A 26,883-nucleotide genomic window follows, 5' to 3' on the forward strand; every position below is an offset into this window, starting at 1 on the left:
CGGGAAGCCGCACCAACGTGTAGGGAGACACGTGGCCATCGCACGCTCCGCCGCCCACTGTCTACCGCCGGCCGTGCGGTAGCCCCGAGTTGAGCTTGGCGCTGAGCATGGACAGGAAGGTCGGCAGCTTGTCCACCGCGGCCCTGGGGACTTGGGTGGTCTGCACCGTGTCCCGCAGCTTGTCCTGCACCACGAGCTTGTAGGTACCGCCCTCCTGGATGAGTTCGGCGGTATAGAGCAGTGTTTCCATCAGAGGTCCTTCGGTTCTCCGTCGTCCGGTCGGTCGGTCGGATCTCGGGTCGCGGGAGGCGGATCCCGGGTCGCGGGAGGTGGATCCCGGGTCGCGGGAGGCGGATCCCGGGTCGCGGGAGGCGGATCCCGGGTCGCGGGAGGCGGATCCCGGGTCGCGGGAGGCGGATCCCGGGTCGCGGGAGGCGGCGGCAGAAAGGCGTGGTTCCGCCGCCTCCCGTTCCCCGGCCCCGGGTTAGGAGGCCACGTCGTTCAGCCAGGCGGTCCACGCCTGCACGGTCTGCTCCTCGTCGGTGTCCTTGGCGAACAGGTGGTGGCCCAGCCAGATCGGCCAGTTCCAGGAGCTCCCGTCGAAGAACCGGTACAGCGCGTCCGGACCGCGCAGGCCGATGAAGTCGCGGGTGAGGTAGTCCACGATCACGTCCTCCGGGCCGCCGTCCCGGCCCGGCAGCGTGAGCGACAGCCGGTCGCCGACGGTCTTGCCGTTGGCCAGGCCGAGGCGTCGGCGCAGGGCGGCGAACTCGGCGGGATCGGCGGTCGGTTCGGGCCGGTCGGCCTTGACGTAGACGGCGGGACGGCCGGCGAAGTGCGTCAGGTACTCGGCCAGGCTGTGCTGGTAGAAGTCGACGTGCTTCTCGGCCGCGTCCGCCCTGGTGTCCCAGCCGTCGTCGACGACGCCCTCGTGGACCCAGTGAATTCCCATGCGAAGTCGGCTGGTTACGCCGTCGGCCGGCTCGATCTGGTAGCTGAGCGTGTTGGAGAATCCGTCGTCCCTGGTCACCCGGACGGCGAAGTGGTGCGGCGGCTCCCACGCCACGACGGTCCCGTCGCCGCGGGAGACCTTCCCGCCGACGTGCGGCTCGATCTCCATGGGGTAGAGCCAGCCGAGGTTGCCGGCGGCGGTGGCGACCGCGTGCCAGACCTGGTCGGGCGCGGCGGCCAGCTCCTGCTCGCGGCGGACCCGGAACTCCTGGGCCATGATCAGAACTCCTTCGATAGCCGATGACTTGTTCAGTAGCAGAGCGGAAGGGCACTCAGCCGGCGCTGCAACGGGTTGGGCTTCCACTCGAGGGCCGCCTCTTCGGCCAGCCGTAGCTGTGGGAGCCGGCGGACCAGCGTGCCGATGGCCACCTCGGCCTCGAGCTTGGCCAGCGGTCCGCCCAGGCAGAAGTGGGGGCCGTTGCCGAAGCTCAGGTGCCGGTTGCCGGGGCGTGCCAGGTCGAGCCGGTCGGGATCCTCGAAGCGCTCGGGGTCACGGTTGGTCGCGGCTAGGAACAGGTACACCAACTCGCCCTCGCGCAGCGTCTCCCCGCCGATCGGAACGTCCTCGGCGACGACCCGAACGATCGCCTGGGTCGGTGTGTCGTACCGGGACAGTTCCTCGACGGCGCTCCGGATCAACCCCGGGTCCTCGCGCAGGCGCGCCAGCTGTTCGGGGTGGCGCAGCAGGGCGAGGGTGCCGTTGCCGATCAGATGGGTGGTCGTCTCGTCGCCGGCGGTGATGAGGACGAAGCAGGTCGACAGCAGTTCCCCGTCGGTGAGCCGGTCGCCACGCGCCTGGGCGGTGACCAGGGCGCTGATCAGGTCGGTTCCCGGGTCGGCGCGGCGTCGGCGGATGAGCTCGGTGAGGTACTCCTCGTGCTGGTCGATGGCCAGGGCGGACTGCTCGATGTCCTCGGTCAGATTGCCGAGCCGGCGGAACCAGCCGTTGACCTTCGGACGGTCCTCGGGCGGGATGCCGAACAGCTCGCAGACGACCGCGAGCGGCAGCGGGGAGGCGACCGCCTCGATGAGGTCCATGGTCGACCCCTGGGCCACGGCTCGGTCGATCAGGCCGTCGACGATCGTCTGGATGCCGTCCCTGAGGGCCTCGACCCGTCGGGCGGTGAACGCCTTGTTCACCAGCTTGCGCAGCCGGGCGTGGTCCGGCGGATCGGTGTTGGTCATCACCCGGCCGAGCCGGTCGGTGAGCCGGCTCAGGCCCTTGAGGTTGCCGTCCAGCGCACCGAGGGCCCGGGTCATCCGGTCCCGGTCGTTGGACAGCCTCAGGTCGCCCAGCGCCGTCTCGACGTCGGCGTACCGGGTGAGGTACCAGATGCCCTGCGGGCTGCGGTACACCGGGCGTTCGCGGCGCATCCGGGCGTAGAACGGGTACGGGTCCCGGCGGGCCGCGGGCGTGTGCAGCGCCGCGGCCAGGTCGCCGGGCCCGGACGGGCCCGCGGTGGTGCGGGCCTCGTCAGGGGTGCCGGTGCCGATCGTGCCGGTGCCGATCGTGCCGGTACCGGGGGCATCGGTGCCGAGCGTGTCGGTTCCGAGGGCGGTGTCGGTAGAAGTCACGTCGGCCGCTCTACCGCCGGGCGTTCATGGCGTCGACGAGGCTCTTGGGTCGCATGTCGGTCCAGCTCTGCTCGACGAACTCCAGGCAGGCGGCGTGGGTGTCGGGGCCGTGGGCGACGGTCCACCCCGCGGGGACGTCGGCGAACTGGGGCCAGAGCGAGTGCTGGTTCTCCTCGTTGACGAGCACGAGGAAGGTGCCGTTCTGGTCGTCGAACGGGTTGGTCATGAGTCAGTCCTCCAGGTTGGGGGTCGAGGTGTCAGCGGTGGCCTCGGCGAGCTTGGCGGCCAGGATCGGTCCGATCTGGGCCAGCGAGCCGGGCTGGGTCATCCGGTCATGACGGGTGGTGATGTCGTGCGAGTCGATCCGGCCGGCGATGTACGGCTGCCAGATCCCGGCTCCGGTCGAGTCGTCGGTGCGGTCGATGGTGGAGTTGAACAGCAGCAGGTCCCCGTCGAACCGGGCCGGGTCGTGGTCGAGCGCCAGCTGGGCGTTATTGATCATGATCTGGACGACGGCTTCGATACGCCGCTCGTCCAGGTCCGCCAGGGCGCTGCCCCGTCGGCGCAGGATCTCGGCGACCTCGGTGTAGGACAGCGGCCCTTCGTCCAGTTCGGCGGGGTCGCAGTCGAGGATCCCGACGAGCACGTCCCGCTCGGTCGGGACGGGCGCCTCGTCGAACTCCACGTCCTTCACCGGGTAGGCGTCGAGGATCGCCAGCAGCTCGGTGCGTTCGCCGCGGGCCTGCAGCTCGCAGGCGATCGCGTGGGCGATCAGCCCGCCGGCGGACCAGCCGAGCAGCCGGTACGGGCCGTCGGACTGGACCTTGCGGATCTGGTCGGCGTAGTCGGCCGCCATCTCCTCGTAGGACTTCGGAAGTTCCTCCGGCCGGGCGAGGCCGCGCGCCTGGATCGCGTAGACCGGGTACTCCGGGCCGACGTGGTTCAGCAGCCCGCTGTACGACCAACTGATGCCGCCGCCGGGGTGGATGCAGAACAGCGGCGGACGGCTGCCGGTCGGGCGCAGCGGCAGCAGCACCTCGAAGGAGTCGTCGGGATCGTTCATGGCCAAGCGGTTGGTGAGGCCGGCCACGGTCGGTGCTTCGAACAGTGTGCGTAGGCTGATCTGGAGGCCGAGGGTCTGGCGGATGCGGGTGACGAGGCGGGCGGCGAGTAGCGAGTGTCCGCCCAGGTCGAAGAAGTTGTCGTCGATGTGGATCTGTTCGCGGCCGAGGATCTCGGCGAACAGGGCGCACAGCAGCTGTTCCTGTGGGGTCCGGGGGCCGCGGCCGGTGCCCGTCGTGCCGTACTCGGGGGCTGGCAGGGCGGCCCGGTCCAGCTTGCCGTTGGCGGTCAACGGCAGCACATCCAGGGTGACGAACGCCGACGGCACCATGTACTCGGGCAGTTCGCGGCGCAGCCGGTCGGGCAGCTCGCCCGTCCCGGGCGCACCTTCGGGTGTTGGTACCAGGTAGGCGACTAGTCGCTGGTCGCCTGGTTGGTCTTCGCGGGCGACGACGGTGGCCTGGGCGATGCCTGGGGCTGTGGTGAGGACGGCTTCGATTTCACCGGGTTCGATCCGGAAGCCGCGCAGCTTGATCTGGTTGTCCGTGCGGCCGGCGAACTCCAGTGTGCCGTCGGCCAGCCATCGGGCTAGGTCCCCTGTGCGGTACATCCGCTGACCGGCTGGCCCGTAGGGGTCGGCGGTGAAGCGTTCTGCGGTGGGGCTGGGCCGGTCCAGGTAGCCTCGGGTGGTGCCTGTGCCGGCGAGGTAGAGCTCACCGGCGACTCCTGGCGGTACCGGTCGCAGTGTGGCGTCCAGTACGTATGCCCGCATGTTCGGCATCGGCCGGCCGATCGGGACGGTGGTGGCGTGTGTGGGGAGGGCGCGTACCTGGTGGTGGGTGGCGAAGGTCGTGGTCTCGGTCGGTCCGTAGCCGTTGACCACCGTGATGCCGGGGCAGGCTGCCAGCACCCGGGTGACGGCTGCCGGCGAGACCACGTCACCGCCGGTCCAGACCTCGCGTACTCCGGTGAGTAGTGTTGGTCGTTCTTCGGCTACCAGGTGGAAGAGACCGGCCGTCAGCCACAGTCCGGTCACCTGGTGTTCGGTGATGGTCCGGTGTAGCTGGTCGACATCGAGCCGGTCGGGTGGCGCGACGACGACCCGGCCTCCGCTGAGCAGTGGCGTCCACAGCTCGTACGTCGCGGCGTCGAAGGCGATTGGCGAGTGCAGCAGCACCCGGTCGTGGGCGCCACCGGACCAGCATGGGGCCAGCGCGAGGGCCGCCACGTCGCGGTGGGTGACGCTCACCCCCTTCGGCCGCCCGGTCGAGCCGGAGGTGTACATCACGTACGCCAACTGCTGTGGATCGCACGGGACTTCAGCGTCGGATGGATCGGGCTCGGCCTGGATCAGTGCGGTTAGCACGTCCTCGGTGAGTACCAGCGCGGCACCGGTTTCCCGGAGGATCAGGTCGATGCGGGAGGAGGGGAAGCGCGAGTCGAGCGGGACGTAGGCGCCGCCCGCCTTGATGATCGCCAGGATCGCCACGACCAGCTCCGCCGAGCGCTCCAGTAGCACCGCCACCGGGGTCTCCGGTCGCACGCCTTGGCCGATCAGTGCCCGCGCGAGGCGGTTGGCCCGCAGGTCGAGCTCCCGGTAGGTGAGTTCGGTGCCAGCCGCCACGACGGCCACCGCGCCCGGGGTGGCCCGGACCTGGCGGGCGAACAGCTCCGGCAGCGCGGTCTCGGGCAGCTCGGCGGCGGTGTCGTTGAACTCGCCGAGCAGCCGGTGGCGTTCCTCGCCCGACAGGATGTCGATCCGGCTGATCGGCCGGTCGGGGTCGGCAACCACCGCACGCAGCAGCCGCACCCAGCGGGCGAACAGCAGCTCCACGGTGTCCGGGTCGAACAGGTCGGTGGCGAACTCCACCGCACCGACCAGGCCGTCGAGGCTGCCGTCCGGGCGGTACTGCTCGGCCAGGCTGAAGGTTAGGTCGACCCGTGCGGTCCCGGTGGGCGCCGCCAGGTAGCTGGTCTCCAGTCCCGGCAGGGTGAACTCGCCCGCCGGCGCGTTCTGCAGGGCCAGCATGATCTGGAACAGCGGGTGGTGGGCCAGCGATCGGGCGGGGTTGACCACCTCGACCAGGTACTCGAACGGCACGTCCTGGTGGGCGTAGGCGGTGAGCGCCTTCTGCCGTACCCGGCCGAGCAGTTCGGCGAAGCCGGGGTCGCCGCTGGTGTCGGTGCGCAGCACCAGGGTGTTGACGAAGAAGCCGACGAGTTCGTCCAGCGCCTGGTCGGTGCGGCCGGCGATCGGGCTGCCGATCGGGATGTCCGTACCGGCGCCGAGCCGGGTGAGGAGGGTGGCGAGGCCGGCCTGGAGCACCATGAACATGCTGGCACCGTGTGTGGTGGCCAGGGTCCGCAGGTCCTGGTGCAGTTCGGCGTCCAGCCGGACCGCGACCTGGCCGCCCCGTTGGGAGGCTTCGGCTGGCCGGGGGCGGTCGGCGGGCACCTGGACCAGCTCCGGAAGTCCCGCCAACTCATCTTCCCAGTAGGTGAGTTGCCGGGCGAACAGGCTGTCCCGGTCGGCGTTGTCGCCGAGCAGGTCGCGTTGCCACAGGGTGTAGTCGGCGTATTGCACCGGCAGCGGGGACCACTGTGGTTCCTCGCCCCGGCAGCGGGCCGTGTAGGCCGCTGCGAGGTCGCGGGAGAGCGGGCCCATCGACCAGCCGTCGCCCGCGATGTGGTGCACCACGACCAGCAGTACGTGCCGGTCGGGGGCGAGCGCGAAGAGCTCCGCCCGGATCGGCGGCTCGGTGGCCAGGTCGAACCCGCGCCGGGCCGCCTCCGCCAGCCGCTCGGCCAGCCGGCTCTCGTCGAGCCCGACCACCTTCAGCGCCGGGGACGGGGCCTGGGCCGCGCTCAGCACGAGCTGGTACGGGATGCCGTCCGTCTCGCGGAGTACCGTCCGCAGGCTCTCGTGCCGGGCGATCACGTCGCCGAGCGCGGCTCGCAGCGCCGCGCGGTCGAGCTCGCCGTCCAGGCGCAGCGCCAGCGGCATGTTGTACGTGGCGCTCGGCCCGTCCATCTGGTGCAGGAACCACAGGCGACGCTGGGCGAAGGACAGCGGGATCCGGTCGGGGCGCGGGCGGGCGGTCAGCGCGGGCCGCTGTGCTCCGGAGCCGTCGAGGCGGGCCGCCAGCGCGGACACGGTCGGGTGCTCGAACAGCGTACGGACCTCCAGCTCGGCGCCGAGGGTCGCCCGGACCCGGGAGGCCAGGCGGGTCGCCAGCAGCGAGTGCCCGCCGAGGTCGAAGAAGCTGTCCTCGACGCCGACCTGGGCCAGCCCGAGCACATCGGCGAACAGCTCGGCGAGTAGCTGTTCCTGCGGGGTGCGCGGTGCCCGCCCGGCTCCGGCCGAGCCGAGGTCGGGGGCGGGCAGGGCGCGGCGGTCGAGCTTGCCGCTGGCCGTCAGTGGCAGCGCGTCCAGGACCACGAAGGCCGACGGCACGAGGTATTCGGGCAGGCGGTCGCGCAGCCAGTCCCGGAGTTCACCGATGAGGGCAGTGGTGCCCCGGCTCCCGGTCGGGCGGTTGGTCAGCGACGACAGCGCCGTGCCGGACGAGCGGAGCGGCCGCAGCGGCCGCAGCGGCCGGTAGGCCTCGACGGGGGCGTCCTGCGGTGCCGACGCGCCGGCGAAGAGCACGTCCAGGGCGTCGGACGCGGTGGGCGACCAGGTGACGTACACCCGGCGTCCGAATTCGTCGCCGAGGGCGTGGAAGTCCTCCGGGTCGGGCAGGCCGTCGTCGTCCGGGCCGTGCAGCCGGTCCAACAGCTCCGCGAGCGAGCCCTCCCCGGTCTGCACCGCGTGGGCCAGCGCGGCCTCGCGGGCGAGGCGCCGGTTCGGCACCTCGGTGATCCGCACCCGGTCCGCGCCGCGCCGCGCGAGCAGCTCGCGCAGTTCCGCGAGGTCGGCGACCTCTTGGCCCCACGTCAATTCCTGCGGCGCGGTTGATGCCGTCGGGACGGCGGGCTGCTTGTGCAGGGTGACGTCGTAGCGGTAGCGGGTCAGCTCGTTGTGGTGTCGGCCTCGCTTGACCTCCACGGCCACCGCGCCGATGTCGGTGCCGCGCTCGCGCAGGACGGTGAAGAAGTCCGGGTCGACCAGGAACTCCTTCTCCACCAGGAGGGCCTGCTCCACCGCGCGGCGCACCGCCGGCAGGTCGGTGCCGCCGGTGGCCCGGTGCAGCTGGACGGCGGTGGCCAGCGGGCGCAGCAGCCGCAGGTTGCGTACGTCGCCGACGAAGAGCGCGCCGCCGGGGGCGAGCAGGCTCATCAGATGGTCGATCACCTCCGCCAGGTAGTCGGCGGACGGGAAGTACTGGATCACCGAGTTGATCACGATGGTGTCGAACTGCCCGGTGGGCAGCCCGTCGGTGTCGTGCGCCGGGCGGGTCTGCAGCACCACGCGTTCGGCCAGGTCGTCCTGCTGAGCGACCTGGGCGGTGAGCGCGTCGATCGCGGTGGCGGAGAAGTCGGTCGCCCAGTAGCTCTCGCAGTGCGGCGCGATCTGCGAGAGCAGCAGACCGGTGCCGACGCCGACCTCCAGCACCCGGCGGGGGCGCAGGGCGAGGATGCGTTCCACGGTGGCGTCGCGCCACTCGCGCATCTGCTCGACCGGGATCGGGCTCGCGTCGTAACTGCTGTTCCAACCGACGAAGTTCTGCCCGAAAGCGGCCTCGCGGGGGGTAATGGGCAGCGAGTCGTAGATGTCCCGCCACTCACCCACGTGGTCCGCCTCGAGCCTGTCGTCCCGAGCGGTGTCCTGGCGCGGGACGACGTAGCCGATGAGCCGGTCCTCCTGGGCGAGGGCGGCGGTCTGGGCGACGGAGGGGTGCTCGGCCAGGGCCGCCTCGACCTCGCCGAGTTCGATCCGGAAGCCGCGCACCTTCACCTGGTCGTCGGCGCGACCGACGTACTCCAGCCGGCCGTCGGTACGGAAGCGCACCAGGTCGCCGGTGCGGTACATGCGGTCACCGCCGTCACCGAACGGGCAGGCGACGAACCGCCCGGCCGTCAGACCAGGCCGGTTCAGGTACCCGCGCGCCAGACCGACGCCCGCGACGTAGAGCTCACCCGGCACGCCCGAGGGCACCGGTCGCAGCCGCTCGTCCAGCACGTACACCCGGGCATTGGCGATCGGCCGGCCGATGGGCGGCACGCCCGCCCCCGGGGACAGCGGGTCACTCATCGTCGCGCACACCGTGGTCTCCGTCGGACCGTACGCGTTGATCATCCGTCGGCCCGGCGCCCAGCGTTCCACCAGCTCCGGCGAGCACGCCTCACCCGCCACCACCAGCGTCGACACGCTCACCGCATCCTCCGGCAGTGCCGCCAACACCGACGGCGGCGCCGTCACATGGGTGACCGCAAGGTCCGGGTCGGTCAACGCGGCCACCGGCTCCGCCGCCGGCGGCAGTACCAACGTCGCGCCGCACAACAGGGCCGTGAAGATCTCCGACACCGAGGCGTCGAAGCTCGGCGAAGCGAACTGGAGCACCCGGCTGCCGGCCTCGATCGCGAACCGCTCGATCTGGGCGGCGACCAGACTCGCCACGCCACCATGGCCGACCACCACGCCCTTGGGCCGCCCGGTCGAACCCGAGGTGTAGATCACATACGCCGGATGCCGGACATCGAGCGCGATCTCCGGATCGGCGTCCGGCCAGTCACCCTCGCCTACCAGCGCCGGATCGTCGACCACCACCGACGGCCGGGCGTCCTCCAGCATGAACGCGATCCGCGCCTGCGGATACGCCGGATCCACCGGAAGGTACGCGGCCCCGGCCTTCAACACACCCAGGACGGCCACCACCGACTCCACCGACCGCGGCAACGCCACCGCCACGACCTGCTCCGGAGCCACACCCCGAGCGATCAGCGCATGCGCGAACCGGTTCGCGCGAGCATTCAACTGACGGTACGTCAGCTCCTCGCCAGAACCGACCAGAGCAATAGCACCCGGAGTCGCCCGCACCTGAGCGGCGAAGGCTTCCGGCAGAGTGCCGGCGCTGACGGGCAGGGCGGTGGCGTTGTTCTCCTCCAGCAGCCGGCGGCGCTCGTCGGCGTCGAGGAGGTCGATCCGGCCGATCGGCTGGTCCGGCTCGGCGACGACAGCCTCCAGCAGGAGCGTCCAGCGCCTGGCGAGGGCGGCGACCGTCGAACGGTCGAACAGGTCGGTGGCGTAGTCGACCGCGCCGACGATTCCGGCCGGGTTGCCGTCCGGGCCGTGCCGCTCGATCAGGTTGAAGCCCAGGTCGAACTTGGCGGTCCCGGTCGGCACGGCGGACAAGGAGGCCCGGAGGCCGGGCAGCCCGAACTCGCCCATCGGCGCGTTCTGCAGGGCCAGGACCGTCTGGAACAGCGGGTGGTGGGACAGTGACCGGTTCGGGTTCAGTACCTCCACCAGGTGCTCGAACGGCACGTCCTGGTGCGCGTACGCCGACAGCGCCGTCTCCCGCACCCGCCCCAACAGCTCGGCGAAACTCGGATCACCGCTCGTGTCCGTGCGCAGCACCAACGTGTTGACGAAGAACCCGACCAGATCGTCCAGCGCCTCGTCGGTACGCCCCGCGATCGGGCTGCCGATCGGAATGTCCGTCCCCGCACCCAACCGGGTGTACAACGCCGCCAGGCCGGCCTGGAGCACCATGAACAGACTGGTACCGGAACGACGCGCCAACTCCGCCAGGGCAGCGTGCAGTTCGGGGGTCAACTCAAGGCCGAAGTGGTCCCCCCGGTAGCTGGCGACAGCCGGGCGAGGCCGGTCGGCCGGCAGTTGCAGCAGCTCCGGGAGATCGGCCAACTTCCGAGCCCAGTAGCCAAGTTGCTCGGCGAACAGACTGTCCTCATCGGCCACCTCGCCGAGCAGCTCGCGCTGCCACAGCGTGTAGTCGGCGTACTGCACGGGCAGAGCAGCCAGGTCCGATGCGCGACCCTCGCACCTGGCGGCGTACGCCTCGGCCAGGTCGCGGGCCAGTGGGCCCGTGGACCAACCGTCGCCCGCGATGTGGTGCATGACCAGCAGCAGCACGTGCTCGTCCGGCGCGAGCGCGAACAGCTCCGCCCGCAGCGGCGGTTCCGCCGCCAGGTCGAACGGGTGCCGTGCCACTTCGGCGAGCTGCTGCGGCAGCTCGGCCTCGGCGACCTCGGTCACCCGCACCTGCGGGCGTGCCGCCTCCGGGTCGAGGACCCGCTGGCACGGCACGCCGTCGACCTCCGGGAACACCGTCCGCAGGCTCTCGTGCCGGACCACCACATCGGCCAGCGCCTCGGACAGCGCCTTCTCGTCCAGTGTTCCGGTCAACTGGAGTGCCAGCGGGATGTGGTAAGTCGCGGCAGCCTCATCCATCCGGTGCAGGAACCACAGCCGCCGCTGCGCGAACGACAGCGGTACCACCTCCGGCCGCTCGCAGGCGACCAGCGCGGGCCGGGCCCGGCCGGCCTCGGCGAGCTTCGCCGCCAGCCCGGCCACCGTCGGCGCCTCGAAGAGCGTGCGCAGCCCGACCTCGACGCCGAGTGCCGAACGCACCCGTGCGACCAGGCGGGTGGCGAGCAGGGAGTGCCCGCCCAGGTCGAAGAAGCCGTCGTCGACCCCGACCTGCGACCGGCCGAGCACCTCGGCGAACAGCTCGCACAGGATCTGCTCCTGCGGCGTGCGCGGAGCCCGGCCGCTCCCCCTGGTCGCAGGCTCAGGCGCGGGCAGCGCCGCCCGGTCCAGCTTCCCGTTCGGGGTCAGCGGCAACGCGTCCAGCACCACGAAGACGGCCGGGACGAGGTAGTCCGGCAGGCGGCCGAGCAGGTGTGCGCGCAGCTCCGCCGGCCTGACCGAGGCGCCCGGGTGCGGCACCACATAGCCGATGAGCCGGTCGTCCTGGGCGAGGGCGGCGGCCTGAGCGACGGCCGGGTGCGCGACGAGGGCGGTCTCGACCTCGCCGGGCTCGATCCGGAAGCCGCGCACCTTCACCTGGTCGTCGGCCCGGCCTGCGAACTCCAACTCGCCGTCGGCCCGCATCCGGACCAGATCGCCCGTGCGGTACATCCGCCCTCCTTGCCCGCCATCGGGCAGGAGGGGCCCACCCGCCGGGCCGAACGGGCACGCCACGAACCGCTGCGCACTCAGCCCCGGCCGATTCAGGTACCCGCGCGCCAGACCGGGGCCGGCGACGTACAACTCCCCGGCCACACCCGGCGGCACCGGACACAACCGCTCGTCCAGCACGTACACCCGCGCATTGGCGATCGGACGACCGATCGGCGGCACACCCAGGCCCGGCGACAGCGGCTCGCTCATCGTCGCGCACACCGTCGTCTCCGTCGGGCCGTACGCATTGATCATCCGCCGCCCGGGCGCCCACCGCGCCACCAGCTCCGGCGAACACGCCTCACCCGCCACCACCAGCGTGGTGGCCGTGAGTTCGGCGCAGTCCAGCGCGGCCAGGGCCGAGGGTGGCAGCGTCACGTGGGTGACGCCGAGCCCGTGGTCCGTCAGCGCCTCCAACGGCGCCTCGGCCGGGGCCAGGACGAGGGCGGCGCCGGTCAGGAGGGCGCTGCACAGGTCCCAGAAGGACGCGTCGAAGCTGGGCGAGGCGAACTGGAGCACCCGGCTGCCGGCCTCGATGCCGAGCCGCTCGACCTGCGCCGCCACCAGACTCGGCACGCCCGCGTGGCTGACCACTACGCCCTTGGGCCGCCCGGTCGAACCCGAGGTGTAGATCACGTACGCCGGATGCCGGACATCCAACGCCACCACCGGATCCGTCTCCGGCCACTCCGCCACATCGGAAACCATGGCCGGATCGTCGACCACCACCGCAGGACGAGCATCCTGAAGCATGTACGCGATCCGCGACTCCGGGTACGCCGGATCCACCGGAAGGTACGCGGCCCCGGCCTTCAACACACCCAGGATCGCCACTACCGACTCCACCGACCGCGGCAACGCCACCGCCACGACCTGCTCAGGACCCGCACCCCGAGCGATCAGCGCATGCGCGAGCCGGTTCGCCCGAGCATTGAGCTGACTGTACGTCAACTCCCCACCAGGACCGACCAGAGCAACAGCGTCCGGAGTCGCCGCCACCCGGGCGGCGAACACGGCGGGGAGGTGGTATTCGCCCACCGCCACCGAGGTGTCGTTGAACCCGTCCACCAGGTCGCGGCGCTCTTCCTCCGCCAGCACGCCGACCAGGCCGATCGGTCGGTCGGGCTCGGCCGCGACTACGGCCAGCAGCCTGGTCCAGCGGGCGACGAGGGTCTCGACGGTTCGGCGGTCGAACAGGTCGGTGTTGTACTCGACCGCACCGCTCAGGCCGGCCGGCACGCCGTCGGGCCCGTGGTTCTCCGCGAGGCCGAAGGTCAGGTCGAGCCGTGAGGTCCCGGTGGGCACGGTCACCCCGGAGACCCGGAGGCCGGGGAGGTCGAACTCGCCGCCCGGCGCGTTCTGCACGACCAACCCGGTCTGGAACAGCGGGTGGTACGACAGCGACCGGGACGGGTTCAGCACCTCCACCAGGTGTTCGAACGGCACGTCCTGGTGCGCGAAGGCGGACAGCGCCGTCTCCCGCACCCGCCCCAACAGCTCGGCGAAACTCGGATCACCGCTCGTGTCCGTGCGCAGCACCAGTGTGTTGACGAAGAATCCGACCAGGTCGTCCAGTGCTTCGTCGGTGCGGCCTGCGATTGGGCTTCCGATTGGGATGTCTGTTCCCGCGCCCAGTCGTGTGTACAGTGCGGCGAGGCCGGCCTGGAGGACCATGAAGAGACTGGTGCCGGTGTGACGTGCCAGCTTCAGCAGTGCTGTGTGTAGTTCGGCGTTGATTTGGATGTCCAGTAGGTCGCCGTGGTAGGACGCGGCGGCTGGGCGGGGCCGGTCGGTTGGGAGTTGGAGTTGGTCGGGTAGTCCGGCCAGTGTCTGGGTCCAGTAGGCGAGTTGGTGGGCGAATGCGCTGTTGGCGTCGTGCTCGTCGCCGAGGATCTCGTGCTGCCAGAGTGTGTAGTCGCTGTAGGTCACCGGTAGCGGTGGCCATTTGGGTGCTTCGCCGCTGTGCCGGGTGGCGTAGGCGGTGGCGAGGTCGCGGGCCAGTGGGCCCATGGACCAGCCGTCACCGGCGATGTGGTGTAGGACGACCAGCAGCACGTGCTCGTTCGGGGTGAGTGTGAACAGCTCGGCGCGCAGCGGCAGTTCGGTCTCCAGGTCGAAGCCGCGCACTGCTGCCTCTCGCAGTGCTGCTGGTAGCTGCGCTTCATTGGCGTGGCGTACCGTCAGCTCGATGGCGGCTTCGGTGGCGTCCAGTACCCGCTGGTGTGGGACGCCGGCGGTGTGCGGGAAGACTGTGCGTAGGGTTTCGTGTCGGGCCACTACGTCGGCGAGGGCGGCGCTCAGCGCGGTCTGGTCGAGGTTGCCGGACAGTCGTAGGGCGAGTGGCATGTGGTAGGTGGCGCTGGGCGTTCCGAACTGCTGGAGGAACCACAGGCGGCGCTGGGCGAACGACAGGGGCATGGGCTCGCGGCGGGGCCTTGGCATCAGGGCCTGTCGTGCGGTGTCGGCGTCGTGTAGCTTGGCTGCGAGTCCGGCGGGCGTGGGTGTTTGGAACAGGCTGCGCAGTTCCAGCTCGACGCTGAGGGTTGCCCGGACCCGCGAGAGCAGCCGGGTTGCCAGTAGGGAGTGTCCGCCCAGGTCGAAGAAGTTGTCGTCGACCCCGACCCCGGACACGCCGAGCACCTCGGCGAATAGTTCGCACAGGATCTGCTCTTGCGGTGTGCGCGGTGCGCGGCGGCTCCCGGGGGTGCCCGGCTCGGGCGCGGGCAGTGCCGCGCGGTCCAGCTTCCCGTTCGGGGTCAGCGGGAGCACGTCCAGTAGTACGAACGCTGACGGCACCAGGTAGTCCGGCACCCGGTCGCGTAGGTGTGCCGCCAGCGCCGCCGTCGTTGCGCCGTTCTCGGCCGACGGCACCACGTACGCGACGATCCGAATCTCACCCGGCCGGTCCTCACGGGCGAGCACGGCGACCTGCGCCACGCCGGGGTGCGCGGCCAGCTCGGCCTCGATCTCGCCGGGTTCGATCCGGAAGCCGCGGACCTTGACCTGGTCATCCACCCGGCCTGCGAACTCCAACTCGCTGTCGGCGCGCCAGCGAACCAGGTCACCCGTGCGGTACATCCGCGCACCTGCCGGGCCGAACGGGCACGCCACGAACCGCTGCGCACTCGGTCCGGGTCGGTTCAGGTAGCCGCGGGCCAGCGCCGTCCCAGCCAGGTACAGCTCGCCCGTCACGCCGGGAGCGACCGGTCGCAGGGAGGAATCCAGCACGTACACCTGGCAGTTGGCGATCGGACGGCCGATCGGCACCGGCAGCGGGCAGTCGGCGGGGTCGGCCGGCAGCGGGTAGGCAGTGACCACATGGGTCTCGGCGGGCCCGTAGTGGTTGTGCAACTCCCGACCCGACCGGCGGGAGTGGAAGCCGCGCAGCGCACCGCCCAGCCGCATCGCCTCACCGGCCTGCGCGATCACCCGCAGGCTCGGCAGCTCCAGCCCGGCCTCCTCGGCGGCCTCCGCCAGCGCCTCGATCACCAGGTTGGGCGCGAACAACTCCTCGACCTGGTGCCGGTCCAGCCAGTGCGCGAACAACTCGGCGCTGCGGCGCTGCTCATCGGTCGGCACCACCAAGGTCTTGCCGAACAGCAGGGCGGAGAGCATCTCCTGCACCGAGACGTCGAAGCTGATCGCGGTGAACTGCGCGGTCCTGGTACCCGGTTCACCACCAACGGCCCGGTGGTGCCACTGCAACAGGTTCACCAGCCCGGCCACGGGCATCACCACGGCCTTGGGCCGGCCGGTGGAGCCGGAGGTGTAGATGACGTAGGCCAAATGCCGCACATCCACGGCGACGGACGGGTCGCTCTCCAACTGCTCCTCGGCCGGCGTGACGGCCGCCAGGTCGTCGAGCACCACGAGGGGCCGCGCATCCTCCAGCATGTACGCGATACGGGCGGCCGGGTACTCCGGGTCGACCGGCAGGTACGCCGCACCCGTCTTGAGCACCGCGAGGACGGCGACCACCAGCTCCACCGACCGCGGCAACTGCACGGCGACGACCTGCTCCGGCCCCACCCCCCGCCCGATCAGCGCGTGCGCCAGCCGGTTGGCCCGGCGGTTCAGCTCCCCGTACGTCAGCACGGTGTCCTCGAACACCACCGCTGCGGCCTGCGGGATCGCCCGGACCTGCGCCTCGAACAGCGCCGCCAGACCGATGACGGCGGGGGCCGGGCGGGCGGTGTCGTTGCGCCCGACCAGCAGCTCGTGCCGCTCCTCGACGGTGAGGACGTCGATCCGGCTCAGCGGCCGGTCCGGCTCAGCGACCACCGCCGCCAACACCCGCAGCCACCGGGCGACCAGGGCCTCCACCGTGGCGTGGTCGAACAGGTCGGTGGCGTACTCGACCCGCCCGACGATGCCCTCGGCCGGCCCCCCGCCGCCACCTTGCTCCAGCAAGTGGAAGGAGAGGTCAAACATCGCCGTAGGCGTCCACACCGGCACGATCTCGGCGCGCAGACCGCTCAACACAAACTCGGTACGGGGCACGTTCTGCAACGCCAACAACACCTGGAACAGCGGCTGACGGGCGAGCGAACGGGCCGGATTGAGGGCCTCGACCACGTGCTCGAACGGCAGGTCCTGGTGCGCGTACGCAGCCAACGCACCCTCCCGAACCCGGCCCAACAGTTCAGCGAAGGACGGATCACCCGAGGTGTCGGTGCGGAGCACCAGAGTGTTGACGAAGAACCCGACGAGGTCATCCAGCGCCTCATCGGTCCGGCCGGCGATCAGACTGCCGACCGGAATGTCCTCCCCCGCACCCAGCTTGCTCAGCAGCGTCGCCAAAGCAGCCTGCAACACCATGTAGACGCTCGCCCCATGCTCCCGACCCAGGCGCACCAGCCCGGCATGCAGCTCGGCATCCAGCTCGACCACCAAGTGGCCGCCACGGTAGGAGGGGACCGCGGGACGATGCCGGTCGGCAGGCAACCGGATCTGCTCCGGCAGCCCAGCCAACTGCTCGGTCCAGTAGGACAGCTGACGGGAGAACAGGCTGCCCGGATCGGTGACCTCGCCGAGCAGCCGGTCCTGCCACAGGGTGTAGTCGGCGTACTGCACCGGCAGCGGCGCCCACCGCGGCTCCTCACCCTGGCAGCGCGCCGCATACGCGCCAGCCAGATCGGCGGCCAACGGGCCCAGCGACCAGCCGTCACCAGCAATGTGGTGCACCACCACCAACAGCACATGCTCGTCTGCCGAAAGCTCCAACACCTCGGCACGCAACGGAGGTTCGGCCGCGAGGTCGAAACCGCGCCCGGCGGCACAGACCAGCAGCTGTGCCAGGTCCCTCTCACCGACCCGGGTGACCAGCAGCCGCGGCCGGACCGTCCCGGCATCCAACACCTGCTGGTACGGCACACCATCCACCGCAGGGTAGACCGTGCGCAGGCTCTCGTGCCGGTCGATCACATCCCCGAGCGCTGCCTCCAGGGCCACCCGGTCCAGCAGCCCCGACAGCCGCCACGCCAGCGGCATGTTGTAGACCGAACCGGCACCCTCCAACTGGTGCAGGAACCACAGCCGGCGCTGCGCCGACGACAGCGGGACCCGACCGGGCCGCTCCACGCAGCTCAGCGCGAGCCGCGCCCGGCCGGCCCCACCCAGCACGGCGGCCACACCCGCCACCGTCGGCGTCTCGAACAAGCTGCGCAACTCCAGCTCCACACCCAGCGTCGCACGCACCCGGGCCACCAGCCGAGTCGCCAGCAGCGAGTGCCCGCCCAGCTCGAAGAAGTCGTCATCGACCCCGACCCCGGCCACGCCAAGCACCTCAGCGAACAACTCGGCAAGGACGTGCTCCTGGGGAGTACGCGGCGCCCGGCCCACCCGTGACCCGGTGAACTCGGGCTCGGGCAAGGCACGCCGATCCAGCTTGCCATTGACCATCAGCGGCAACGCATCCATGGACACGAACGCGGCCGGCACCATGAATTCCGGCAGCCGCTCGCGCAAGTACGTCCGCAACACATCCGGCTGGAGCTCCGCCCCGCCAACAGGCACCAGATAGGCGACCAGCCGCCTGTCATCCACCCGATCCTGCCGGACGATCACCGCGACCTGCGCGACCTGCGAGTGCCCCGCCAGCACCGCCTCGATCTCACCGAGCTCGATCCGGAAACCACGCACCTTCACCTGGTCATCGGCCCGGCCGAGGAACTCCAGATTCCCATCCGCACCCCACCGCACCAGGTCACCGGTACGGTACATCCGCCCTCCCGGCCCGCCATCGGGCAGGAGGGGCCCACCCGCCGACCCGAACGGATCCGCCACGAACCGCCCGGCCGTCAAACCCGGCCGGTTCAGATACCCCCGGGCCAGCCCCACACCCGCCACATACAGCTCACCCGGCACACCCGGCGGCACCGGGCACAGCCACTCGTCCAGCACGTACACCCGCAGTCCGGCGATCGCACGACCGATCGGCGGCACACCGGAGGACGGCGACAACGGATCGCTCATCGTCGCGCACACCGTGGTCTCCGTCGGACCGTACGCGTTGATCATCCGCCGCCCCGGCGCCCACCGCGCCACCAGCTCCGGCGAACACGCTTCACCCCCCACCACCAGTGTCGACACGGTCACCGCGTCCTCCACCAGTGCCGCCAGCACGGACGGCGGAACCGTCGCATGGGTGACCGCGAGGCTCCGGTCGCTCAGTGCCGAAACCGGATCAGCCGCCGACGGCAGCACCAGCGCCGCGCCGCTCAACAGGGCCGTGTGAACCTCCGACACCGAGGCGTCGAAGCTCGGCGAGGAGAACTGGAGCACCCGGCTGCCCGGCTCGATCGCGAACCGCTCGACCTGGGCGGCCACCAGACTCGGCACACCCACGTGGCTGACCACCACACCCTTGGGCCGGCCGGTGGAACCGGAGGTGTAGATCACGTACGCGGCGTTCTCGGGCTCGACGACGACATCGGGGTCGGTCTCCGGCCGCAGCCCCAACTCGGCGGCAATGTCCGGTGCATCGAGCACCAGCCGGTCGAGCCCGGGCACGCCGGGCAGACCTGCGTCGAGCGCGCCGGTGGTGACCAGCAGTGCGGGACGGGCGTCCGTGAGCATGAATTCGATGCGGGCGGCCGGGTAGTCCGGGTCGATCGGCAGGTACGCGGCCCCGGTCTTGAGCACCGCCAGGAGGGCGACCACCTGCTCGACCGAGCGCGGCAGGACCAGCGCCACCAGCCGCTCCGGGCCCACGCCGCGCCGGATCAGCGTGTGGGCCAGCCGGTTGGCCCACGCGTTCAGCTCCCCGTACGTCAGCACGGTCTTGCCGGACACCAGGGCCGCCTCGTCCGGCCCTGCCGTCACCCGGGCCTCGAACAAGGCGGGCAGACCCGCGGGCGCGGCCGGGGCGGTCACCGCGCTCTGCTCGGACAGCAGTTGGCGGCGTTCCTCGGCGGAGAGCAAGTCGAATCGGCTGAGCCGCCGCTGTGGGTCGGCGACCGCCGCGCCGAGCAGCCGCTCCCACCGCGCGATCATCGTTTCGACGGTGGCCGGGTCGTACAGGTCGCTGGTGTACTCGACGAAGGCTTCGATCCCCTCCAGGGCGCCGTCCTCCGCGTGTCGCTCGGACATCGAGAAGACCAGGTCGAGCTTGGACGTGCTGGTGGCCAGCGGCACGCCGCCAACCCGCAGGCCGGGCGGGACGAAGTCGGCCCGGGAGTTGTTCTGCAGCACCAGCATGACCTGGAACAGCGGGTGGTGCGCCAGCGACCGCACCGGATTGAGGGCCTCGACCAGGTACTCGAACGGCAGGTCCTGGTGCGCGTAACCGGCCAGCGCGGTGTCCCGGACCCGGCCCAGCAGTTCGGCGAACGTCGGGTCGCCCGAGGTGTCGGTACGGAACACCAGGGTGTTGACGAAGTAGCCGACCAGTTCGTCCAGCGCCTGGTCGGTCCGCCCGGCGACCGGGCTGCCGATCGGAATGTCCTCGCCCGCGCCGAGCTTGCTCAGCAGCGCCGCCAGTCCAGCCTGCAGCACCATGAACAGACTGGTCCCGTTGGCGCGGGCGAGCTCGCGCAGGCCGCGGTGCAGCTCGGCGTCCAGTCCGGCGCGCACGAGTCCGCCCCGGTGCGAGGCGACCGCCGGGCGGGGCCGGTCGGTGGGCAGCTGTAGCTGCTCCGGCAGATCGGCCAGCTGCCGGGTCCAATAGTCAGCTTGGCGGGCGAACGAGCTGTCCCGGTCGGTGGCATCGCCGAGCAGCTCGTGCTGCCACAGGGTGTAGTCGGCATACTGGACCGGCAGCGCCACCCACTGCGGCTCCTCACCGCGACAACGCGCCGCGTACGCGGCGGTCAGGTCCTGCGCGAACGGGCCCAGCGACCAGCCGTCAGCCGCGATGTGGTGGAGCACCACCTGCAGCACGTGCTCGTCCGGCGCCAGCTCGAACAGCTCAACGCGCAACGGCAGGTCTACCGCCAGGTCGAACGGACCGGCCTTCGCCGCCGCCAGCACACCGGCGAGCTCGGCCTCGGTGGTCCGGCTCACGTTCAACCGCGGGCGGGCCAGGGCGACGTCCAGCACCTTCTGGTACGGCACACCGTCCACCGCCGGGAAGACCGTGCGCAGGCTTTCGTGCCGGGCCACCACGTCCGCCAGGGCGGCCTGCATCGCCGGCCGGTCGAGCGGGCCGGACAGTCGCCACGCCAGGGAGATGTGGTAGTTCGCGCCAGCACCCTCCAGCTGGTGCAAGAACCACAACCGCCGCTGCGCGAACGACAGCGGGATCCTCCCCGGCCGCGGGTGGGGCATCAGTGCCAGCTGCGCCTGGCGGGCCCCCACCAGGGCGGAGGCCACGCCAGCCGGGGTCGGCGCCTCGAACAGGGTGCGCAGCTCCAGTTCCACCCCGAGGGTCGCGCGGACTCGGGCGGCTAGGCGGGTCGCCAGCAGCGAGTGCCCGCCCAGGTCGAAGAAGCTGTCCTCGACACCGGCCTCGGCCACCCCGAGGACCTCGGCGAACAGCTCGCACAGGATCTGCTCCTGCGGCGTGCGCGGCGCCCGGCAAGTGCTCGTCAGGGCGAACTCGGGTACGGGCAGCGCCCGTTGGTCCAGCTTGCCGTTGACGGTCAGCGGCAGCGCGTCCAACTCCACGAACGCGGCCGGCACCATGTACTCCGGCAGCCGCTCCCGCAGGTGCTCGCGCAGTTCGGCCGAGCGCGGTGCGGCGCCCGGGGCCGGCACCAGGTAGGCGACCAGTCGGGTGTCGTCCACCCGGTCCTGCCGCGCCAGGACGGCAACCTGGGCGACGCCCGGGTACTCAGCGATCACCGCCTCGATCTCACCGAGTTCGATCCGAAAACCGCGTACCTTCACCTGCTGGTCGGCCCGGCCGACGAACCGCAGGCTGCCGTCCGCACCCCGGCGCGCCACGTCGCCGCTACGGTACATGCGCGCACCGGCCGGACCGAACGGGTCCGCCACGAACCGCCCGGCGGTCAGGCCCGGCCGATTCAGGTAGCCGCGCGCGAGGCCCGGCCCCGCGACGTACAGCTCGCCCGCGACGCCCGGGGCGACCGGGCGCAGGCCGTTGTCCAGCACGTACGTCCGCAGGTCCGGGATGGCTGTGCCGATCTGGCCGACCGGGGTACCGGCCCGGTCGAGCGCCGCGTGGGTGACGTGCACCGTGGTCTCGGTGATGCCGTACATGTTGACCAGCCGCGGCGCGTCGTCCGGGTGCCGCTCGTACCAGTCGGCGAGCCGACCGGGCTCCAGCGCTTCGCCGCCGAACACCACCGTGCGCAGGGCGAGTTCACGGCCGGTCTCCGGTTCCTCCGCGTCCGCCTGCATCAGCTGGTAGAAGGCGGACGGCGTCTGGTTGAGCACCGTAACCCGCTCACGGGCGAGGAGCTCCAGGAACCGGCCGGGCGAGCGGCTGGTCTCGTGGTCCACGACCACCAAACGGCCGCCGTACAGCAGCGGGCCCCACAGCTCCCACACCGAGAAGTCGAAGGCGTAGGAGTGGAACAGCGTCCACACGTCGTCCGCGGAGAACCCGAACAGCTCCCGGGTGGCGTCGAACAGCCGCACCACGTTCCGGTGCGGCACCACGACACCCTTGGGCTTCCCGGTGGAGCCGGAGGTGTAGATGACATATGCCGGGTGCCGCGGATCGACGGCGATGCCGGGGTCGCCGTCCGGGCAGGCTGCCACCAGCGCGGCGGTCGCCGGGTCGTCCAGCAGCAGACGGTCCACCGGGTCCGCACCCGGCAGTTCACCGATTTGACTGGTCGTCAGAAGAAGAGCGGGTCGGGAGTCCTGGAGCAGGTAGGCGATCCGGGCGGCCGGGTACTGCGGGTCCACCGGAACATAGGCGGCACCCGCCTTGAGCACCGCGAGGACCGCGACCACCAGTTCGGCCGAGCGCGGCAAGGCCAGCGCCACCAACTGTTCCGGACCCATGCCCCGGGCGATCAGGGCGTGCGCCAGCCGGTTCGCCCGGGCGTTCAACTCGCCGTAGGTCAAGGTGACTTCGCCGTCCGTAAGGGCGGCAGCGGCCGGGTTCGCCCGCACCTGCCGCTCGAACAGCGCGGTCAGGCCGCTCTCCCGCAGCTCCTCACCCTGGTCGGTACGAGCCGGGAGCAGCGCGCGGAGCTCCTCGGCGGACAGCACGTCCACCTGGCCGATCCGCCGGCCGGGGTCGGCGACCACAGCCCGCAGCAGCCGCAGCCACCGCTCGACGATCCCCGCCACGGTGGCCTCGTCGAACAGGTCGGTGCTGTACTCCACCACACCCGACAGGCCGTCCTCGCCAGGCTGATCGGCCAGGATGAAGGTCAGGTCGCACTTGGCCGTCCCGGTGTGGACCAGGTCGGTCGCCACGCGCAGCCGCGGCAGGTCGAACGTGGCGAACGGCGCGTTCTGCAACGCGAGCATGGTCTGGAACAGCGGGTGGTGCGCCAGCGACCGGGTCGGGTTCAATGCCTCCACCAGGTGCTCGAACGGCACGTCCTGGTGCGCATACGCAGCCAGCGCGCTGGCACGCACCCGGCCCAGCAGTTCAGCGAACGACGGATCGCCGGAGAGGTCTGTGCGCAGCACCAGGGTGTTGACGAAGAAGCCGACCAACTCGTCCACGGCCTCGTCGGTGCGTCCGGCGATCGGGGTGCCGATGGGGATGTCGGTGCCGGCGCCGAGTTTGCTCAGCAGGGTGGCCAGGCTGGCTTGCAGCACCATGAAGAGGCTGGCTCCACCGTTGCGGGCGAGCTTGCGCAGGCCTTGGTGGAGCTCGGCGTCGATCCGCATCGGTAGGTGGGCGCCCTGGTAGGACATTGCGGTTGGTCGGGGCCGGTCGAACGGCAGCTCGACCTGCTCAGGCAGGTCGGCCAACTGCTCTTTCCAGTAGGCGAGTTGGCTGTTCTGTAGACTGTCCGGATCCGAGCCGTCGCCGAGCAGCTCTCGTTGCCAGAGGGTGTAGTGGACGTACTGGACCGGCAGCGGCGTCCATTCGGGCTTGGCTCCTTCGGCCCGGGCCGCGTATGCGGTGGTCAGGTCCCGCGAGAGCGGCCCCATCGACCAGCCATCACCGGCGATGTGATGCACCACCAGCAGCAGCACATGCTCCTCGGCTCCCAGCTCGAACAACTCGGCCCGCAGCGGCGGCTCCACCGCCAGGTCGATGCCGTATCGGGCTGCCTCCGCCAGCCGCTCCACCAGCTCCGTCTCGCCGACTTCGGTCACCCGCACCCGGGGGCGTGCCTCGTCGAGGTCCAGCACTCGCTGGTACGGCACACCGTCCACCGTCGGGAAGACGGTGCGCAGGCTCTCGTGCCGCTCGACCACGTCCGCCAGCGCTGCTTCCAGCGCCCGCTGGTCCAGGTGCCCCGAAAGCCGCAGTGTCAGCGGGATGTTGTAGGTGGCGCTCGGGCCCTCCATGCGGTGCAGGAACCACAGCCGGCGCTGCGCGAAGGACAGCGGTACCGTCTCGGGCCGCTCGCACCGTCCAAGCGCCGGCCGCGTCCGGTCTGCACCGTCGACCGCTGCCACCGCTGCTGCCAGGCCGGCCACCGTCGGCGCGTCGAACAGGTCGGCCAGCCTCAGCTCCACGCCCAGGACCGACCGTGCCCGGGCGACCAGCCGGGTGGCCAACAGCGAGTGTCCGCCGAGGTCGAAGAAGCTGTCGTCCAGCCCGACCTCCAGGACGCCGAGCACCTCGGCGAACAAGCCGGCGAGCAGGTGCTCGGTTGCGGTGCGCGGGGCCCGGCCCGGGGCAGAAGACGGCGTCAGCTCGGGCTCGGGAAGGGCCCGTCGGTCGAGCTTCCCGCTCGGAGTCAGCGGCAGTTCGTCCAACGTCACGAACACGGCCGGCACCATGTACTCCGGCAGCCGCTCCCGCAGATGCTCGCGAAGCTCGCCAACCGCCACCGTGGCACCGGGCGTCGGCACGACATAGCCGACCAGCCGGGCATCCTCCCCGGTACGGACCGCTACCACGGCCTGCGTGACCTGCGGATGCTCAAGCAGCACGGCCTCGATCTCGCCGAGCTCCACCCGGAAACCGCGGACCTTGACCTGGTCGTCGGTACGGCCGAGGAACTCCAGATTCCCATCCGCGCCCCACCGCACCAGGTCACCGGTGCGGTACATCCGCCCTCCTTGCCCGCCATCGGGCAGGAGGGGCCCACCCGCCGGCCCGAACGGATCCGCCACGAACCGCCCGGCCGTCAAACCCGGCCGGTTCAGGTAGCCCCGCGCCAGCCCCGCCCCCGCGACGTACAGCTCACCCCGCGCACCGGCCGGCAGTGGCTGCAGCGCGCCGTCGAGCACATACAACCGGGTGTTGGCGACCGGCCGGCCGATCACCGGACGCGGACTCGAATCCAGCGGTGCGATCACCGAGTTGACCGTGCACTCGGACGGCCCGTACAGGTTGAGGCAGGACACCCCGTCGGCCGACCGCAACTGCTCCCACAACTGCTCCGGGACAGCCTCACCACCCGCCGCGACCATCGCCGGACGCCACCGCGGATCGCTCAACAACCCTCGCGAAACCAGAACTTGGAGATACGACGGGGTCGCACCGATGTACTCGAGCCCGCAGCGCGCGGCATACTCGACAAAGGCATCCGGGTCCGTCCAGGTCGCATTGTCCAGCACATGCAGCTCATGACCCGCGAACAAGCCGAACAACTGGTCCCAGGCAGCGTCGAACGACACCGACGTGGTCAGTCCCACCCGAAGACGCTTCTGCGACGGGAACAGCACCTGCCGCTGGTTCGCGAACAGGTTCCGCAAACCGCCGTACGTCGTCACCACGCCCTTCGGCCGCCCGGTGGACCCGGAGGTGTAGATGACCTGCGCCGGATGCTCCGGCTCGACGGCCACCACCGGATCCACCTGCGGGCAACCCGCCAACAGTGCCGCCGTGTCCGGGTCATCCAGCACCAAACACCCAGCCGGACCGACATCGCCCAGCCGCTCCCGGGTACGGGCATCGGTCACCAGCACCGCCGGCCGCGCGTCGCCGAACATGTACGCGATCCGCGCGGCCGGGTACTCCGGATCGACCGGAACATACGCCGCCCCCGCCTTCAGCACCGCCAGGATCGCCACCACCAGTTCCGCCGACCGCGGCAAAGCCACCGCCACCAGCCGCTCCGGCCCCACACCCCGGCCGATAAGGGCATGCGCCAACCGGTTCGCCCGCACGTCCAGCTCCGCATACGTGAACGACGCGTCCGGCCCCACCACCGCGACCGCGTCCGGCATCGCCTGGGCCTGCGCAGCGAACAGCTCCGGCAAAGTCTCGGCCGGGACCTCCGCCACCGCACCCGCGCCAACGGCCAGCAGTTCGCGCTCCTCGCCCGCCGCGAGCAGGCCGATCCGGCCGACCGGCTCCTGCGGGGCGCAGTCCGCCACGGTGTCCAGCAGTGCGAGCAGGCGCTGCAGGTGGGCGGTGAGTTCGTCGTCGCCGTGGGTCTGAGGCGAACCGTGGAGTTTGAGCTGCAGAGAGCTGCCGTCCCGGTGTCCCAGCACCCAGATCGCCAGGTCGGTGGTGGCTCCGGCGGCCAGGTGGCGCACCGTGGCGGGATGCCCCGCGAAACTCGGCCGGGAGTCGAAGACCATGATGTTGACGACCAGGGGGAACGCCGACCCGATGATCCCGGGCAGGCCGAGGTCCCGGAGCAGGTCCTCGCTGCGATAGCGCTGGTGTACGAGGGCGGCGTCGACCTCCCGTGCCGCCTGAGCGACGAGGTCGTGCCACCGCATGTCCGGCCGCACCGACAGCCGCAGCAGTACCACGTTCGACACCGCGCCGGGCACGGACATCAGGACGGGTTCGGCCGGCCCGCGTCCGGTGACGGGAAGGCCGATCACCACGTCCCGGTCCCCGGTCAGCCGGTGAGCGTAGAGAGCCGTGGCGGCGATCAGCAGGCGGGACCACCGGACGCCGGCCCGCTCGGCCGCCGCCCGAAGCACCTCCGGGCGGAGCAGCGCCGACTCCCCGGTCATGCGGAGGGCACTGGCCGGGTCGCCCGGAGCCCGGTGGGTGACCCGCGTCGGCGCCGGCCGGTCGGCGAACCGCTCCATCCAGTACGAACGGTCGGCGGTGTACTGCGCGGAGGACTGGTAGGCGGCGTCCCGCTCCACCAGGTCGTGCAGTGAGCCGAAGGCCGACGGCGGCACCGGGTGGCCCTCGGCCAGCGCCGTGTACGTCTCCGCGAGCCGCTGCCTGACCAGGGTGTAGCCGAATCCGTCCATCACGAGGTGGTGGTAGCTCTGGTACCAGAGGAAGTGACTCGGCGACAGCTTGATCAGCGCGTAGCTGAACAGCGGATCCCGAGCGAGGTCCAGCGGGCGCGTCTGGTCCCGGGCCATCCACTCCAGAGCCGCCGCGCGCGGCGCCGGCTCGCCACTGAGATCGAGGTGCGTCGGCGCCCAGGTCACTGTCTCGTGGACGAGCTGGCGCGGATCCCCGTCGTCGTCGACGAAGCTCACGTGCAGCGCGTCGACCTCACCGACCACCCGGCGCAGCGCGGTGTCGAACAGCTCTGCATCGACCGGACCGTGGATCTCCAGACACTCGCCGATCCGATAGCCCGGAATGACCATCCGTGACCGCTGTTCGGCGAGCCAGATCTCACGCTGAGCCGCTGTCAGGGGAAGGGCGTCGCCGTCGCGACGAGACATGGGGGTTC

Annotated in this window: 5 protein-coding genes; all 5 read right to left on the reverse strand. The window is 71.2% G+C overall.

All coding sequences use genetic code 11. From position 1 onward, the window contains the following. Positions 1–61: 61 nt before the first annotated feature. The 5 genes from ACZ5ON_RS09205 to ACZ5ON_RS09225 all read right to left on the reverse strand — a co-directional run bounded on the left by ACZ5ON_RS09205 (position 62) and on the right by ACZ5ON_RS09225 (position 26,875). Positions 62–250 carry a hypothetical protein gene (locus ACZ5ON_RS09205; protein WP_344637595.1) on the reverse strand — a complete coding sequence of 63 codons (189 nt, stop codon included), beginning with the start codon at positions 248–250 and terminating at the stop codon, positions 62–64. Between the two features lie 234 nt (positions 251–484). Continuing rightward, positions 485–1,228 carry an SRPBCC family protein gene (locus ACZ5ON_RS09210; protein WP_465587856.1) on the reverse strand — a complete coding sequence of 248 codons (744 nt, stop codon included), beginning with the start codon at positions 1,226–1,228 and terminating at the stop codon, positions 485–487. 32 nt (positions 1,229–1,260) lie between these two features. Further along, positions 1,261–2,586, reverse strand: coding sequence for a cytochrome P450 (locus tag ACZ5ON_RS09215; protein ID WP_465587859.1), 1,326 nt, complete (start codon positions 2,584–2,586; stop codon positions 1,261–1,263). A 10-nt stretch (positions 2,587–2,596) separates the two neighbouring features. Further along, positions 2,597–2,812, reverse strand: coding sequence for an MbtH family protein (locus ACZ5ON_RS09220; RefSeq protein WP_465587862.1), 216 nt, complete (start codon positions 2,810–2,812; stop codon positions 2,597–2,599). A gap of 3 nt (positions 2,813–2,815) precedes the next feature. Next, the gene (locus tag ACZ5ON_RS09225; protein ID WP_465587865.1) at positions 2,816–26,875 is read right to left on the reverse strand and encodes a non-ribosomal peptide synthase/polyketide synthase; all 24,060 of its coding nucleotides are present in this window, start codon (positions 26,873–26,875) and stop codon (positions 2,816–2,818) included. Positions 26,876–26,883 lie beyond the last annotated feature (8 nt).

It is taken from the genome of Kitasatospora sp. NPDC032150 (genome assembly GCF_055579945.1).

Bases quoted from the DNA above. Each gene is read 5' to 3' on its own strand.
- ACZ5ON_RS09205 (WP_344637595.1), bottom strand. From the start codon at position 250: ATGGAAACACTGCTCTATACCGCCGAACTCATCCAGGAGGGCGGTACC.
- ACZ5ON_RS09210 (WP_465587856.1), bottom strand. From the start codon at position 1,228: ATGGCCCAGGAGTTCCGGGTCCGCCGCGAGCAGGAGCTGGCCGCCGCG.
- ACZ5ON_RS09220 (WP_465587862.1), bottom strand. From the start codon at position 2,812: ATGACCAACCCGTTCGACGACCAGAACGGCACCTTCCTCGTGCTCGTC.
- ACZ5ON_RS09225 (WP_465587865.1), bottom strand. From the start codon at position 26,875: ATGTCTCGTCGCGACGGCGACGCCCTTCCCCTGACAGCGGCTCAGCGT.